12 protein-coding genes are annotated in these 15,314 nt (G+C 51.0%); 7 read left to right on the top strand and 5 right to left on the bottom strand.

All coding sequences use genetic code 11. The features are described 5' to 3' along the window. The first annotated feature begins 34 nt into the window (after positions 1-34). A complete protein-coding gene (pntA, locus tag ETV65_RS01990; RefSeq protein ID WP_129951329.1) occupies positions 35-1,564 on the top strand; it encodes a Re/Si-specific NAD(P)(+) transhydrogenase subunit alpha in 1,530 nt (509 codons plus the stop codon). Positions 1,565-1,574: 10 nt separating this feature from the next. Further along, positions 1,575-2,966 carry a Re/Si-specific NAD(P)(+) transhydrogenase subunit beta gene (pntB, locus tag ETV65_RS01985; RefSeq protein ID WP_129951328.1) on the top strand — a complete coding sequence of 464 codons (1,392 nt, stop codon included), beginning with the start codon at positions 1,575-1,577 and terminating at the stop codon, positions 2,964-2,966. Between the two features lie 63 nt (positions 2,967-3,029). Here the strand turns inward: pntB and uspE are convergent, their stop codons facing one another. Beyond that, positions 3,030-3,986, bottom strand: coding sequence for a universal stress protein UspE (gene uspE, locus ETV65_RS01980; RefSeq protein ID WP_129951327.1), 957 nt, complete (start codon positions 3,984-3,986; stop codon positions 3,030-3,032). A 134-nt stretch (positions 3,987-4,120) separates the two neighbouring features. Beyond that, positions 4,121-4,876: an FNR family transcription factor gene (locus ETV65_RS01975; RefSeq protein WP_013575564.1), complete on the bottom strand. Its 756-nt coding sequence runs from the start codon at positions 4,874-4,876 to the stop codon at positions 4,121-4,123. Between the two features lie 440 nt (positions 4,877-5,316). Between ETV65_RS01975 and ETV65_RS01970 the strand changes: the two genes are divergently transcribed. Continuing rightward, entirely contained in the window at positions 5,317-6,342 is a 1,026-nt protein-coding gene (locus ETV65_RS01970) for a TerC/Alx family metal homeostasis membrane protein (RefSeq protein ID WP_129951326.1), read from the top strand. Positions 6,343-6,421: 79 nt separating this feature from the next. On the opposite strand, the gene ETV65_RS01965 is transcribed toward ETV65_RS01970, so the two are convergent. Continuing rightward, the gene (locus tag ETV65_RS01965) at positions 6,422-7,642 is read right to left on the bottom strand and encodes a glycosyl transferase (RefSeq protein WP_129951325.1); all 1,221 of its coding nucleotides are present in this window, start codon (positions 7,640-7,642) and stop codon (positions 6,422-6,424) included. A 119-nt stretch (positions 7,643-7,761) separates the two neighbouring features. Further along, on the bottom strand, positions 7,762-8,577 hold the full coding sequence (locus ETV65_RS01960) for a mannosyl-3-phosphoglycerate phosphatase-related protein (protein WP_129951324.1): 816 nt from the start codon (positions 8,575-8,577) through the stop codon (positions 7,762-7,764). A 214-nt stretch (positions 8,578-8,791) separates the two neighbouring features. On the opposite strand from ETV65_RS01960, the gene smrA reads away from it, so the two are divergent. Both smrA and apbE read left to right on the top strand, forming a co-directional pair. After that, positions 8,792-9,358 carry a DNA endonuclease SmrA gene (smrA, locus tag ETV65_RS01955; protein WP_129951323.1) on the top strand — a complete coding sequence of 189 codons (567 nt, stop codon included), beginning with the start codon at positions 8,792-8,794 and terminating at the stop codon, positions 9,356-9,358. Positions 9,359-9,472: 114 nt separating this feature from the next. Then, positions 9,473-10,513 carry an FAD:protein FMN transferase ApbE gene (apbE, locus tag ETV65_RS01950; RefSeq protein WP_129951322.1) on the top strand — a complete coding sequence of 347 codons (1,041 nt, stop codon included), beginning with the start codon at positions 9,473-9,475 and terminating at the stop codon, positions 10,511-10,513. 134 nt (positions 10,514-10,647) lie between these two features. On the opposite strand, the gene glgX is transcribed toward apbE, so the two are convergent. After that, positions 10,648-12,933 carry a glycogen debranching protein GlgX gene (gene glgX / locus ETV65_RS01945; RefSeq protein WP_129951321.1) on the bottom strand — a complete coding sequence of 762 codons (2,286 nt, stop codon included), beginning with the start codon at positions 12,931-12,933 and terminating at the stop codon, positions 10,648-10,650. 211 nt (positions 12,934-13,144) lie between these two features. On the opposite strand from glgX, the gene ETV65_RS01940 reads away from it, so the two are divergent. Continuing rightward, positions 13,145-14,089 (top strand): 2-hydroxyacid dehydrogenase, encoded by a 945-nt coding sequence (locus ETV65_RS01940; protein ID WP_129951320.1) that lies wholly within the window; start codon positions 13,145-13,147, stop codon positions 14,087-14,089. A gap of 196 nt (positions 14,090-14,285) precedes the next feature. Further along, positions 14,286-15,239: an HTH-type transcriptional regulator Cbl gene (cbl, locus tag ETV65_RS01935; RefSeq protein WP_129951319.1), complete on the top strand. Its 954-nt coding sequence runs from the start codon at positions 14,286-14,288 to the stop codon at positions 15,237-15,239. The last annotated feature ends 75 nt before the right edge of the window (positions 15,240-15,314 follow it).

Here is a 15,314-nt window from a genome sequence, read left to right as displayed (position 1 = left end):
AAATCATCAATGAAAAGGGTGAAGGGAATAAATTATGCGTATTGGTGTACCAAGAGAGCGGTTGACCAATGAAGCCAGGGTCGCAGCTACACCGAAAACGGTGGAACAGTTGCTGAAGCTTGGCTTTACGGTCGCTATCGAACAGGGGGCCGGTAAGTTAGCCAGCTTTGAAGACTCTGCGTATGAACAAGCGGGAGCGACGGTCGTCAGTGGCGATGATGTATGGCAATCCGATATCGTGTTGAAGGTGAATGCGCCTGAAAACGATGAAATCGATAAATTACAGGCAGGCACCACGTTAGTCAGCTTTATCTGGCCTGCGCAAAACCCTGAGCTGATCCAAAAACTGGCCGACCGCCAGGTGACCGCAATGGCTATGGATTCCGTGCCACGAATTTCCCGTGCGCAATCCCTCGATGCCCTGAGTTCCATGGCTAACATCGCCGGTTATCGTGCGATCGTTGAAGCGGCACACGAATTTGGCCGTTTCTTTACCGGGCAAATCACCGCTGCGGGTAAAGTACCTCCGGCAAAAGTGATGATTATCGGCGCCGGTGTGGCCGGTCTGGCTGCTATTGGTGCGGCAGGTAGCCTCGGTGCTATCGTCCGTGCGTTCGATACCCGCCCTGAAGTGAAAGAGCAAGTCCAGAGTATGGGAGCTGAATTCCTCGAGCTGGATTTCGAGGAAGAAGCGGGCAGCGGTGACGGTTATGCCAAAGTGATGTCCGAAGCGTTCATTAAAGCGGAAATGGCGCTGTTTGCAGCGCAGGCCGAAGAAGTGGACATTATCGTTACGACGGCGCTGATCCCTGGCCGTCCGGCACCGAAGCTCATTACCCAGGAGATGGTCGCATCCATGAAGCCGGGCAGTGTGATCGTCGATCTGGCTGCTCAGACCGGGGGTAACTGTGAACTGACCGTCGCCGACAAAATTACCACCACTGAAAACGGCGTGAAGATTATCGGCTATACCGACTTGCCAAGTCGTCTGCCTACGCAATCTTCCCAGCTTTACGGCACCAACCTGGTTAACCTGTTGAAGCTGCTGTGCAAAGAAAAGAACGGTGAAATTGAGATTGATTTCGAGGATACCGTTGTGCGCGGCGTAACCGTGGTCAGATCCGGTGAAGTCACCTGGCCTGCACCGCCGATTCAGGTATCTGCTCAGCCTCAGGCTGCGAAAGCCGCAGAACCGGTTGCCAAAGTTGAAGCCAAACCGGCGTCGCCGTGGACCAAATTCATCATTATGGCGGTAGCGATTGTATTGTTTGGCTGGCTGGCGAATGTGGCTCCGAAAGAGTTCCTTTCCCACTTTACCGTGTTCGCGTTGTCATGCGTGGTCGGTTATTACGTGGTGTGGAATGTCAGTCATGCGCTGCATACTCCGCTGATGTCGGTCACTAACGCCATCTCAGGGATTATCGTGGTCGGTGCCGTACTGCAAATTGGCCACGGCGGTTGGGTGAGTTTCCTGTCCTTCGTCGCGGTTCTGATTGCCAGTATCAATATTTTCGGCGGATTCACCGTCACTCAGCGCATGCTGAAGATGTTTCGTAAGAACTAAGGGGTAACATATGTCTGGGGGTTTAGTAACAGCAGCATATATTGTTGCCGCCATTTTGTTTATTTGCAGCCTTGCGGGGCTGTCGAAACATGAGACATCGAAGCAGGGTAATATTTTCGGTGTTACCGGGATGGCAATCGCGTTAATCGCGACTATCCTCGGGCCAGACTCCGGCAATGTTGGCTGGATCATCGTTGCTATGGTGATAGGCGGTGCGATTGGTGTTTATCTGGCACGAAAAGTCGAAATGACCGAAATGCCTGAGCTGGTGGCGATATTGCACAGCTTTGTGGGTCTGGCCGCGGTTTTGGTAGGCTTTAACAGCTATCTGGATCATGGTGCAGTGCCGATGGAAGGCGTGATGGAAAATATCCATCTGACCGAAGTGTTTCTCGGTATCTTCATCGGCGCAGTGACCTTTACCGGATCGATTGTGGCGTTTGGCAAACTGCGGGGGATTATCTCTTCCAAACCGCTGGCGTTGCCACACCGTCATAAACTGAATCTGGCGGCGCTGGTTGTTTCCTTCCTGCTGATGGTGATGTTTGTTCGCACTGAAAGCATCGGACTTCAGGTTCTCGCATTACTGATCATGACCGTGATCGCACTGGCGTTTGGCTGGCATCTGGTGTCCTCAATCGGCGGCGCTGATATGCCGGTTGTGGTTTCCATGCTGAACTCCTATTCCGGTTGGGCTGCGGCTGCAGCGGGTTTCATGCTCAGCAACGACTTGCTGATCGTCACCGGTGCGCTGGTGGGGTCTTCCGGTGCAATCCTTTCCTATATCATGTGTAAAGCCATGAACCGTTCATTCATTAGCGTGATTGCAGGCGGTTTCGGTACTGATGGTTCTTCTACCGGTGATGCTGAAGAGATGGGTGAATATCACGAAGCCAGCGCGGAAGAAGTGGCTGACATGCTCAAAAACGCCAGTTCAGTGATCATTACTCCTGGCTACGGAATGGCAGTTGCTCAGGCACAGTATCCGGTACATGACATCACCGCGAAATTACGGGCAAAAGGTATCAAGGTGCGTTTCGGTATTCACCCTGTTGCAGGACGACTGCCGGGACATATGAACGTATTGCTGGCCGAAGCAAAAGTGCCGTATGACATCGTGCTGGAAATGGATGAGATCAATGATGATTTCAGCGATACCGACGTTGTGCTGGTTATCGGGGCCAATGACACCGTGAACCCGGCTGCACAGGAAGATCCGCGCAGTCCGATCGCGGGTATGCCAGTGCTGGAAGTATGGAAAGCGCAGAACGTGATCGTATTTAAACGTTCAATGAATACCGGTTATGCCGGTGTGCAGAACCCGCTGTTCTTCAAAGAAAATACCCAAATGCTGTTTGGTGATGCCAAAGAAAGCGTAGAGAAAATTCTGCGTGCATTGTAATCACCCTCAGTAATGAAAAAGGCCAGTCAGTCGACTGGCCTTTATTTATGCATGAATCAGATTTTATTCGTCTTCATCTTCTTCGTCATCGGGCGTAATAGGGCATTCGAAATCATCCGGTTTGATTGCCAGCAAATCGCATTTCAGATGGTCGATCACCTGCTCGGTTGTGTTACCTAAAAATGCAGCGGAAAGGCCGGTGCGGCCAATAGCGCCGAGAACAACGACACCCGCCTGCAAATGCTCTGCAAGGTCAGGAATGACTTCTTCGGGCAGACCTTTTTCCACATGCGTGAACTTCTCATCCAGCTGGAATTTTTGACGCAACGCTTTCATCGCGATCAGATGCTGACCGCGGATTGCATCGTTATACACGCTCGGGTCAAAATCGGGCAGTTCGATAGCAATGTTGATAGGGGTAACCGGATAAGCGCCCACCAGATGTACTTCCGTCTGGTTAACGTGAGACGCCAATTCAATTGTTTCTTTCACCAGCTTAATGTTGAGCGGATCGTGATAAGGCTCTTCGCTGGAAAGGTTGACGGCAACAACCGCTTTGCCACCTTCCGGCCACGGCTGGTCTTTCACCATCCACACCGGACACGGACATTTACGCAGCAAGTTCCAGTCTGTCGGGGTGAAAATAACTGACTCAAGGCGATCGTGCTGATGGGCCATTTTTAACAGCAAGTCGTGATGTGAGGAAACGACTTCCTGAATAATGGCTTCGAAAGGTTTGTTATGCCAGACAACTTTGATATCAATGGGAATGCCCGCTTCGATATAATACCGACACTGTTCTTTAATCCATTCTTCCCGTTCGCTGATCACACTTTGTCGCATACTGGTCCGTTCGTCTGGCGACAGCATAGTGGTCATCTCATAGGAGAAGTCATAAATGGACAGAAAGGCTTTAATACGGCCGCCATTACGTTGCACCAGATAAACGGCACGACGCAGTGCGGGTTGGTCATCCTGATTGGGGTCTATAGCAACCAGTAAATTCTGATACTTAGCCATGGGGACTCCTTAACACCTGTAAAAGAACGGCGGTCAGTGTATTAAGTACAGAGTAAACCAAGATTAAGCAATCGGACAGAGGAGAAATTGAGTCGGATCAACAAATTATTGCTTGCAGATCCGATTCACAATTATCAGGCAGAAACCGGGGCCGACTGACCGGCTAACTGAGAAAGCATTTCATGATTCTCAATGGTGATATATTTACCTTTTACGCTCAACATTTCTGATTTCTGGAAACGGCCGAGTAAACGGCTGATGGTTTCCACGGTCAGGCCGAGGTAATTACCGATGTCGCCACGGGTCATGGTCAGGCGGAATTCGCGCTGTGAGAAACCACGTTGTGCAAAGCGGCGGGAGAGGTTGTAGATAAATGCAGCCAGTCTTTCTTCCGCATTTTTCTTCGACAACAGCAGGATCATATCCTGGTCGCCTTTAATCTCACCGCTCATCAGACGCATCATTTGCTGGCGCAGATTCGGCATTTTTCCTGAGAGATCGTCGAGGGTCTCAAACGGAATTTCACAAACCATGGACGTTTCCAATGCTTGTGCAAAACTTGGATGCTGTAAACCACCAATGGCATCAAAACCCACTAAATCGCCCGCGAGGTGGAAGCCAGTGATTTGCTCATCGCCTTGCTCAGTGATGGTGTAACTTTTAATGGTGCCGGAACGAATCGCATATAAAGACTTCAGTTCATCACCGGCTTTAAACAATGCCTGACCTTTTTGGATCGGCTTTTTCCTTTCGATAATGTTGTCTAACTGATCGAGTTCATGTTCGTTCAGGGTGAAAGGAATACAAAGCTGGCTGATGCTACAGTCCTGACAATGGATTGCACAGCCACCAGACTGGATACGTCGAATAATACGCTTTTCCGGGATCATAAGAGTCACTCTGGCAATATTGATATGGGTCAATTTTAACATCTTTTGCAGCGAGTGATAAGTGGCTGTAAGGTGCTAAAAGGGCGAAATGTTAAAAAACCCCGTTTTTTAACGGGTTTTTTTTCTAATTATTTTGATCTGCACGAAGAATTGAAGCTAATTGAGAATCAATGAGCTTAAAAGCGGGATCAATTTATTAAGCAAATGAATATTGAGATTTAAGAAAATAAGTCGAATGAATCAATTTAAGAGAGGAAATGTGAACTTCAATATCCGTCTGGGGGCGGTATCGGTCAGATTTTTTGAATCCTGGCAGCAAAAAAACGCTCCGGATTATGGCATAAAACGCCGTGGCGGATCGACTTTGATACCCATTCACCTCACAACCGCTTACAATGCCTTAATTCGTTTAGCTTTCGTTTACTTTTAGGAAAGGTGTAATGCAGTCTGATTCTCTGGGGTTTCCGTTTGAAACCACGATCGTTTTTATTGTTGTAGCCGTTGCGGCATTGCTGACCGACATCTTTGCCCACCGCAGTCATAAGCCTATCGGCCTGATAAGTGCCTCCCTCTGGACCGTATTCTGGATCGCTGTTTCTCTGAGTTTTGCCGGATTTTTATATATTCACCACGGGAAGGAAGTCGCCAGTCTTTTCCTCACCGGTTATGCTCTGGAACAGGTACTTTCCATTGATAACCTGTTTGTGATTATGGCCATTTTCGCCTGGTTTAAAGTACCGGATGGCTATCGTCACCGCATTCTTTACTGGGGGGTGATTGGCGCGATTGTTTTCCGCGGCATTTTCGTGGTGATTGGTACCAGTTTGCTGGCACTGGGGCCCTGGGTAGAAATGGTATTTGCGGTGGTTATTCTCTGGACCGCTATTCTGATGATGCGCGCCGGGAAAGATGATGAGGAAACTGATGATTACTCTGATCATATTGCCAACCGACTGGTGCGCCGTTTCTTCCCGGTATTTCCTAAACTGGTGGGGCCACATTTTCTGGTCAGCAGTGAGCAGGTAGAAGCTGAACTGGCAAAGCCTGAAAATCAGGGATTCAGTTTTACCGTGAAGAAGGGCATGCGCTATGCAACGCCGTTATTGCTGTGCATCGCCGTGGTGGAAATTTCTGATCTGATGTTTGCCTTTGACAGCGTGCCCGCGGTGATCGCTGTCAGTCGTGAACCCCTGATTGTGTATTCCGCAATGATGTTTGCCGTTCTCGGTCTGCGTACGATGTATTTTGTGCTGGAAGCGCTGCGTAAATATCTGGTGCATCTGGAGAAATCAGTAATTTTCCTGCTGTTCTTCGTGGCCGCCAAACTGGCGCTGAACGCCAGTAATCACTTGTGGCATCATGGTATTGAAATCAGCACATTAGCCAGCCTTTATGTGGTGCTGGGCGTTCTGGCGTTAGGTATTATTGCCAGCTTACTTTTCCCCGGAAAAAAAGACGCCGTATAACACAACCCTGAGATTCACCCATAAAAAACGCTGCGATTGCAGCGTTTTTACGTTCAGTGGTCATTCGTTTGAAACGGTGTTACACGTCGCCTTCGTTATCTTTTTCAACCGCCTCATGAATGCGGTCAAGCATATCAGGGAAGGCTGATTGCACGCGGCTCCAGCTGGGGATAAAGGGTTTTTCGCTCGGTGTATCCACAAAAGCCTGACCTGCTTCCATGATCGCACCCGAGAACAATTCTACTGCCGATTCCTCGCTGTGACGGTCAAAAGACAAACCGTTCATACGCGCATCATTTTCAAATCCGTCAATCATATCCAGCGCATTCCGGTAATAAGTGGCTTTCAGTATCCGGAAAGACTCACTGGTAATATTGACACCCAGAATTGCCATCTTACGGTACAGCGCTTTGGTAATATCAATACTCATGCGCTGTAAACCATTTGACGCATCTTCTTCTGACATCGGCTGGTGCTTATGATCGTAATTGTCGGCGATATCCACCTGGCAAATACGTTTGGTCGCCGTATTTCGATGCAATTCTGACAACACGCCAATTTCCAGCCCCCAGTCACTCGGAATACGTAAATCGTTCAGAACATGCGTGCGCATCGCGAATTCACCGGAAAGCGGATAACGGAAAGTACGCAGATACTCAAGAAAATCAGAGTGGCCGTAAACGATTTGCAGGGATTTCAGCAACGGGAAGACCAGCAGGCGGCCGACACGACCGTTGAATTTTCCGTCTGCCACACGGGCATAATAGCCTTTGCAAAAATCGTAGTGGAAGTTCGGATTCGCCACCGGATACATCAGACGCGCCAGCATCTCACGGCTATAAGTGACAATGTCACAATCATGCAGCCCGACGACAGAGGTGCGGCGTGAGGCCAGCGTGTAGCCCACACAAAACCAGACATTACGACCTTTACCGGGTTCATTGGGCGAAAGATTTTCTTTCTTCAGCTCTTCATCCAGTGCTGTCAGGCGCGGACCGTCATTCCATAAAATGCGGTGACGTTGTGGCAGTCGGGAGAAAAATTCGCGGGCAAATAAAAATTGATCGCGGTCAGCGCGATCTAATCCAATAACGATTTCTTCCAGATAGGGGACTTTCGTCAGCTCATCAACGATACGGCTCAGCGCCGGGCCTTCCAGTTCGGAAAATAATGACGGTAATATTAATCCCATCGAACGGCGGCCGGAGAACACCTGCAAATCGTATTCGAGTTCTTCAACTTTACGGTTTGTCAGATTATGGAAATTAGTAATGACACCATCCTGATAAAAATCGCTCATACGGTATGCTCCAATTTTAGAATAGATAAAATTATTGGAAGTCTTCTGTGTAAACACAAAACGTTAAACAATGTGAAAACAATCTATTAATAAAGTCATTTGCTTTTTACTTATTACCCTCAACGAAGGGTAATAAAATTATTCAGCCCCTGACTCCAGCCGTGCGGGCCAGGCTCATCAGTGCGGAAAATATGTGCCACATCCTCCCGCTGCAGCGGCATCTCATGCTCATGATGGCCTTTGATCACCACGGCATAATTCACCGCTTCCAGCATTGATAAATCATTCGGACCATCTCCCAGACCCATGCTTATCACCGGCTGACCGCGTTTTTGCTGATAGCGATCTGATAACCATTGCACCGCCTGACCTTTACCGGCACCGGTTCCCATCACATGCCAGAAACGCCCGCCGCGTGTCAGTGAGAGGCCTTCGCGCATCAGACATTTTTTCAGGCGTGCGAAATCCAGATCATTACCGAACCAGAGCAGCGGTTCAGATGCATCACGCTGCATCGCCAGTGCTGCCTCTTCCTCTGTGAGTCCGGTCCACAGGGCAACCTGCCTGGCCGTGACATCACCAAAGCCACGAAACTCGAAATCATAACGCTGGCGCAGAGCCACCAGAATCTGGCGGATCTCAGGATAACCCGCGCCGGAAATGTGAAATGGCACGGCGGCTTCGTCCCGCCAGTCAGGCGGCAAGTGAATGATTGCGCCATTTTCTGCAATAAAAGGCTGTTGTGTCAGGTTCAGGGCAGATTGCAATTCCGCCACTTCGGCTGACGTTTTGCTGGTCGTCAAAATTAACGGAACCTGTGCCGCCGAGAGTTTATCCAGCCAGGGCTGCGCGGGTTGCCAACTGTAATCATGATGGTCAAGCAATGAGCCATCCAGGTCAGTGAAAATAATCAAGGGATCATCAAGGTAAGGCATCTTTTCTCCTCAATTGGGGCAGGGAATGTCAGCGTAAGCTCAATGGTTTACTTCTTCCCCAGCAGCTAAGTATAGATATAAAAATGAGTTTTAACGGTTGTCAGGCCATTTCCGGAATTTTTACCGGCGCAGTTCCACTGGCATGCGGCTTTACCCGCAGCGGGTTTATGGCGATAATTTGGTGCAGTTCCACCGCTGAAAAAGAGGTAATCAGATGAGCGAAGATGATGATTTATTCAGTCAGGAGATGGCAGGTGTACAGCCACTGGCGTCGGATAAACGGGTGGTCTACCTCAAAAACTCCGCTTCCGGGCATAAGGTGAGTGCAGATACGGTGTCAGAAGTGCGTGAGAATCCGCTGACTACCGGTTTTCTGAATATTCAGCCTTGCGATGAGCCTCTCGAATACAAACACGACGGTGTGCAACAGGGAGTGCTGGATAAACTCCGGCAGGGGAAATATCCGCTGGAAGCCAGCCTGAACCTGCTGCGCAAGCCAGTAGAGCAGTGCCGTCAGGAACTTTTCACTTTTTTCTGTCAGGCGCAGGCTGAAAATTTACGCACTTTGCTGATCATTCACGGGCGTGGTCGGGAAGATGAAAGCCATGCAAATATTGTACGCAGTTATATTGCCAAATGGCTGCAGCAGCTCGACGACGTGCAGGTGTTTTGCGTTGCTGTTCAGAAAGACGGCGGAGCCGGTGCCTGTTATGTCGCGTTGAAGAAAACCGCGCAGGCAAAACAGGAGAACTGGGAGCGCCATGCAAAACGCAGCCGATAGTTTTTATGGCGCGACCGGTCATCGGGGTGTCCGTTGTGTCGTGGTTTAAGCATTACCCTTTACTGTCCTGATACTTTTCATGCCCGGTGACGGGCACCTAATCGAGTTATATCCATGTTCTTAAAACCGGTTTATCTGCGCTGTACACTTGTGTTGTGCGGCGTCAGCCTTTTATCTGCCTGCGATCGCAATGTTCCTGAGCCACTGGTGATTGAGGGCAAAACGATGGGTACGTTTTACCGTGTCAGTCTGGCTGGCGTGGATAAAAACCGGGAACCGGCGCTGCGTGAACAAATTGAAATGCAGCTCAAGGAAGATGATCACCAGTTGTCGACTTACAAAGATGATTCTGTACTGTCGCGTTTTAATCAATATCAGGGCAACGTGCCGCAGCCCGTCAGTCAGGGGATGGCGGATGCGGTTGTCACCTCCCTCCGTATTGGCCGGCTCACTGGCGGCGCGATGGATATCACTGTCGGCCCGCTGGTGAATCTGTGGGGATTCGGGCCGGACAAACAACCGGTAAAAATCCCGACGCCGGAACAAATCGATGCCGCCCGCGCCCGCACCGGTTTACAGCATCTTAAAGTGATCCAGCAAAGGGACGGACAGTACCTTCAAAAAGATTTAGCCGGTATGTATGTTGATCTCTCGACCGTGGGCGAAGGCTACGCGACTGATCATCTGGCACGTTTAATAGAAGGTAACGGCATCAGCAATTATCTGGTGTCAGTTGGTGGCGCGGTGGTTTCCCGCGGGCATAACGCGCAGGGCAAACCCTGGCAGGTGGCAATTCAGAAACCAACTGATAAAGAAACGGCGGTACAGGCGATTGTTGATTTACAGGGCATGGGGATCAGCACCTCCGGCAGTTATCGTAATTATTACGAACTCAATGGCAAACGTCTCTCGCACATCATTGATCCGGCGACCGGTTCGCCGATCACGCACAAACTGGTATCGGCGACAGTGATTGCGCCGACGGCGCTGGAAGCGGACGGCTGGGATACTGGCCTGATGGTGTTGGGGACCCGTAAAGCGCTGGCGCTGGCAGAGCAACAACATCTGGCGGTGTACCTCATCACCAAAGACGGCGACACGTTTAAAAGCTACATGTCTGAGCAATTCAAAGCCTATCTGAAAGACCCGGAATAGGTTAAGGCTCACGGTGCCGTTTGGATGCAAAGCCCGGCGGAACAGGGCTGTCTGAAGGCATGACTGTGCACTTTATGCAGCAGGGCGGCAGGCGCGGCTTCAGATGCTTATTAATCTGAAGCCGCGCCAAAACCTTAGTGTTTCGCGGTGCTGAGCAGCTCGAATAACACCACAGTGCGGGACGTGCAGATGTACTCGCGGCCAAATTCAAAGTTATGCTCGTTGATGTCATCCGGCTGGAAGGTATCGAAAATATGTCGCCAGCTTTCACCATGCGCCACCGAAGGCAACGTGAACACCACGTCTTCATGTGACGCGTTGAACAGTAGCAGTACCGTGCTTAGCGAGCCCTGCCGCACCAGACCGGTCGGCTGGGCACGGCCATCGAGCAACATCGCAATGCATTTGGCATGGGGATCTTTCCAGGCTGCATCGGACATTTCCTGCCCCTGTGGCTGGAACCAGCTCACATCCTTCACTCCCAGTTTTTCATGCAGCGCGCCAGTCAGGAAGCGTCCCCGGTGCAATATCGGGAAGCGTTTACGCAAAGCAATGAGCCGGTAGGTGAATAGCAACAGCGCCTTGCCTTTGTCTCCAATATCCCAGTTTACCCAGGCAATATCCGTGTCCTGACAATAGGCGTTGTTATTGCCGTTCTGCGAGCGGCCAAACTCATCACCCGCAAGCAGCATCGGCGTCCCCTGAGAAAGCAACAACGTCGCCAGCATATTGCGCATTTGCCGCTGTCGCAGTTCATTGATGGCCGGATCGTCAGTCGGGCCTTCCACACCATAGTTCGCGGAAATGTTGTTATCGCTGCCATCTTCGCCGTTTTCGCCATTTGCCTCGTTGTGTTTATTGGCATACGACACCCAGTCATTGAGCGTGAAACCGTCGTGGGCAGTAATGAAATTCACGGAAGCATAAGGCTTGCGGCCCCGGTGATTAAACAAGTCTGCTGAACCGGAAAGTCGTGTAACAAACTGCGCCAGCTGACCTTCATCGCCACGCCAGAATTTACGCACCGTGTCACGGAACCGGTCGTTCCATTCCATCCAGCCTGGCGGGAAGCCGCCCACCTGATATCCGCCGGGGCCACAATCCCAGGGTTCGGCGATCAGTTTACATTGGCTGAGGATAGGATCCTGGCGGCAGGTGTCGAGAAAGCCGCAGCCCTCATCAAAACCATAGCTTTCACGTCCTAGGATGGTTGCCAGATCAAAGCGAAAACCATCGACCTGCATTTCAGTTGCCCAGTATCGCAGCGAGTCGGTGACCATCTGTAATACGCGGGGATGGCTGAGATTGAGCGTATTGCCGGTACCGGTATCGTTTATGTAATAACGCTTATTGTCCGGCATCAGCCGGTAATAGCTGGCGTTGTCGATACCTTTGAAAGACAGCGTCGGACCCAGCTCGTTACCTTCGGCGGTGTGGTTATAAACGACATCCAGAATGACCTCAATGCCTGCGGCATGCAGGGTGGCAATCATCTGTTTGAACTCATTAACGGTTTGCGTCGCCATATATTGCGGATGCGGCGCAAAGAAACTCAGCGTGTTATAGCCCCAGAAATTATGCAGACCATTATCCTGCAAATGCCGGTCATCGGTAAAAGCATGAACAGGCATCAGCTCGACAGACGTGACGCCGAGAGAACGGATATAGTCCACGATATGTGGCGTGCTCATGCCGGAAAACGTGCCGCGCAGATGCTCGGGTACTGCCGGATGGCGCATGGTATAACCGCGGACATGGGTCTCATAAATCAGAGTTTTTTCCCAGGGAATGTGTCTTTTTCGGGAACGGGCCCATGAGAATGCGGGATCAATCACCCGGCATTTAGGCAAAAACGCGGCGCTGTCAGTATTATCAATGTGCAAATCTTTCTTCGGGCTTTGCAGGTCATAGGCGAACAGCGCATCGTCCCATTTCAGTTCGCCGACAATCTGTTTGGCGTAAGGGTCGAGCAGTAACTTGGCGGGATTAAACCGGTGGCCATCGTGCGGCGCATAGGGGCCGTGTACGCGATAGGCATACAGCAGGCCGGGACGGGCATCCGGCAGATAACCGTGCCAGACTTCATCGGTATATTCCGGAAGTTCGATGACATCGTATTGCTCACCGTCTTCGTTAAAAAGACACAGCTCAACCTTGGTGGCGTTAGCTGAAAACAGCGCGAAATTGACGCCCAGTCCGTCCCAGGTCGCACCCAGTGGCACCGGCAATCCTTCGCGTACCCGTGTGGTGTGCCCGGAATCGAAACTGCGAACAATCTCACCATCACTGTAAGGCTCAATAATCCGCACGCCAAACTCATCTACTGCAATATCAACCTGTAAATGTGCCGGAATGGTGCGGGTTTCTTCCGTTGTTACAACAGGCTTACTTATCTTCTTGCTGGATCGGGCCTTTGCCATACTTGACGTCACTCCGTTTCAGGGAAATCTGACAAAAATTGCCGAAGGGGTCGACTGCGTGCATGCAGACGATAACAAGCAGTGTAGACCGGACTTGGTAACTTCTCCTGTAAACCGCCGAAAAGCTGTACAAGGGAAAGCGCATCGTTGATAGTGAAAGCGAAAAAGCTAGCCTGCTAGTGATTGACTGACATTATCCCGAGGAAACTCCATGACCATTGCGTTGCTCAGCCATATTGAACTTGATGCTGGCTATCCTGGCCGTTTTGAGGCCGCCGGTTTTTGCCTTTATTTTGCGACCTCGCCTGAACAGCGCGCAAACCTTGATCCGCAGATCGCCCGGCAAATCCGCGGGGTATTAACCATTGGCAGCATCGGATTAAGCGCAACGGAAATGGAGGTGTTACCGGCACTGGAAATCATTTGTGCGCAGGGAGTGGGCTTTGAACATATTGATGTCGCTGCAGCAAGACAACGGGGTATTCATGTCACCAATGGCCCCGGCACCAATAACGCCTCAGTGGCGGACCATACGCTGGCCCTGATGCTGGCTATTACCCGAAGAATTCCCCAATTTGATGCCGCCGTACGCACGGGGGAATGGAAAAAAACGCGCTGGAATACACCGGGAATGGCGGGTAAACGTCTGGGTATTATCGGCCTGGGTAACATCGGTGCATTGATTGCCCGCCGCGCATCAGGCGGATTTGATATGGAGATTGGGTATCACAACCGGCGGCAACAGGAAGACAGCCCGTACCGTTATTTCCTCACGACCACGGATCTGGCTGAATGGGCTGATTATCTGGTGGTGGCGACGCCGGGCGGCAAAAACACCGTCAGGCTGGTGGACGCTGCGGTGCTTCATGCCCTGGGGCCTGAAGGTTTTTTGATTAATATCGCGCGGGGAAGCGTGGTGGACAGTGCCGCACTGATTGTCAGCCTGCACAATAATGCCATCGCCGGTGCCGCGCTGGATGTGGTGGACGGTGAGCCGCAGGTGCCGCCGGAAATGTTCACGCTGGATAATCTGGTGCTCACGCCACATGTTGCAGGTCGTTCGCCGGAATCCGTCGAAAACATGCTGACACTGGTTCTGGCAAACCTTGAGGCTCATTTTAGCGGGAAACCGGTCATGACGCCGGTGCCAGAGTAATCTGCGGATTGTTAGCATGTTGCTGAGAGGTTTTAAAACCTGAAAACGCCGGTTACCGGCGTTTTTTACGATCGTCAAAAATCATCGCCTGTCTCCTATAGTCGTAAAAAGCATAAGTAACCGCTTTTTCTTATTTGTCTGGCATAGCAACAGATCGTAACAATAGGGTTTTCGGCAAGCAAAGAGGCAGACTGCGGTGAACTTTCAACAACTCAAAATTATACGGGAATCAGCGCGATGCAATTACAACCTGACAGAAGTATCGAACATGCTGTTCACGTCGCAGTCAGGTGTCAGCCGTCATATCCGCGAGCTGGAAGATGAGCTGGGCGTTGAGATATTTATCCGTCGTGGAAAGCGCTTACTGGGGCTGACTGAGCCGGGTAAAGAGTTGCTGGCAGTCGCCGAGAGAATTCTTAACGAGGCGCAGAATATCCGGCGTCTGGCGGATGTTTTCTCCAAAGAAGACGCGGGTGTGCTGACCATCGCCACCACTCACACTCAGGCACGTTACAGTTTGCCTAAAGTTATCAAAGCCTTCCGTGCGATTTATCCGGGGGTCCGTCTCGAGTTACACCAGGGTTCACCACAGGAAGTGCTGGCAATGTTGCTCAGCGGGCAGGCGGATGTGGCCATCGCCAGTGAAAGGCTAATGAATGATCCGTCAGTCGCCGCATTTCCTTATTACCGCTGGCATCATGCCATCGTGGTACCGCAGGGGCATCCGCTGACGCTGCAACACCCGCTGACGTTACAGCATCTGAGCGAACAGCCTTTGATCACCTATCGTCAGGGTATCACCGGACGTTCCCGTCTTGATGAGGCTTTCAGCCGTGCCGCACTGACCGCTGATATCGTGCTGAGTGCGCAGGATTCTGATGTGATTAAGACATACGTCGAACTGGGACTGGGCGTGGGGATCCTGGCTGATAAAGCATTTGAAGCCAACCGTGATACCGGTCTTCAGTTGATCAACGCGGAACATTTATTTGAAGCCAATACGGTCTGGCTGGGGCTGAAGAAAGCCCAGTTGCAGAGAAACTACGTCTGGCGATTTATCGAGTTATGTAATCCGGGGCTGTCGGTCAATGAGATTAAAGAGAAGGTGTTTGCAACGGGCGGCGAACCGGTGATTGACTATCAGATCTGAGATAACGGGCTGGCTCCCTGCGAAGGGGGAGGAGCGAACAGAGCACTTTCTCAGCACTGCCGCTTTAGGACATAA

This window comes from Rahnella sp. RFA10(1/100) (assembly GCF_004195115.1).
Taxonomy (GTDB): Bacteria; Pseudomonadota; Gammaproteobacteria; order Enterobacterales; family Enterobacteriaceae; genus Rahnella; species Rahnella perminowiae.
Note: the sequence above shows the minus strand (reverse complement) of the source record. Positions and strands in the feature narration are given on the sequence as shown.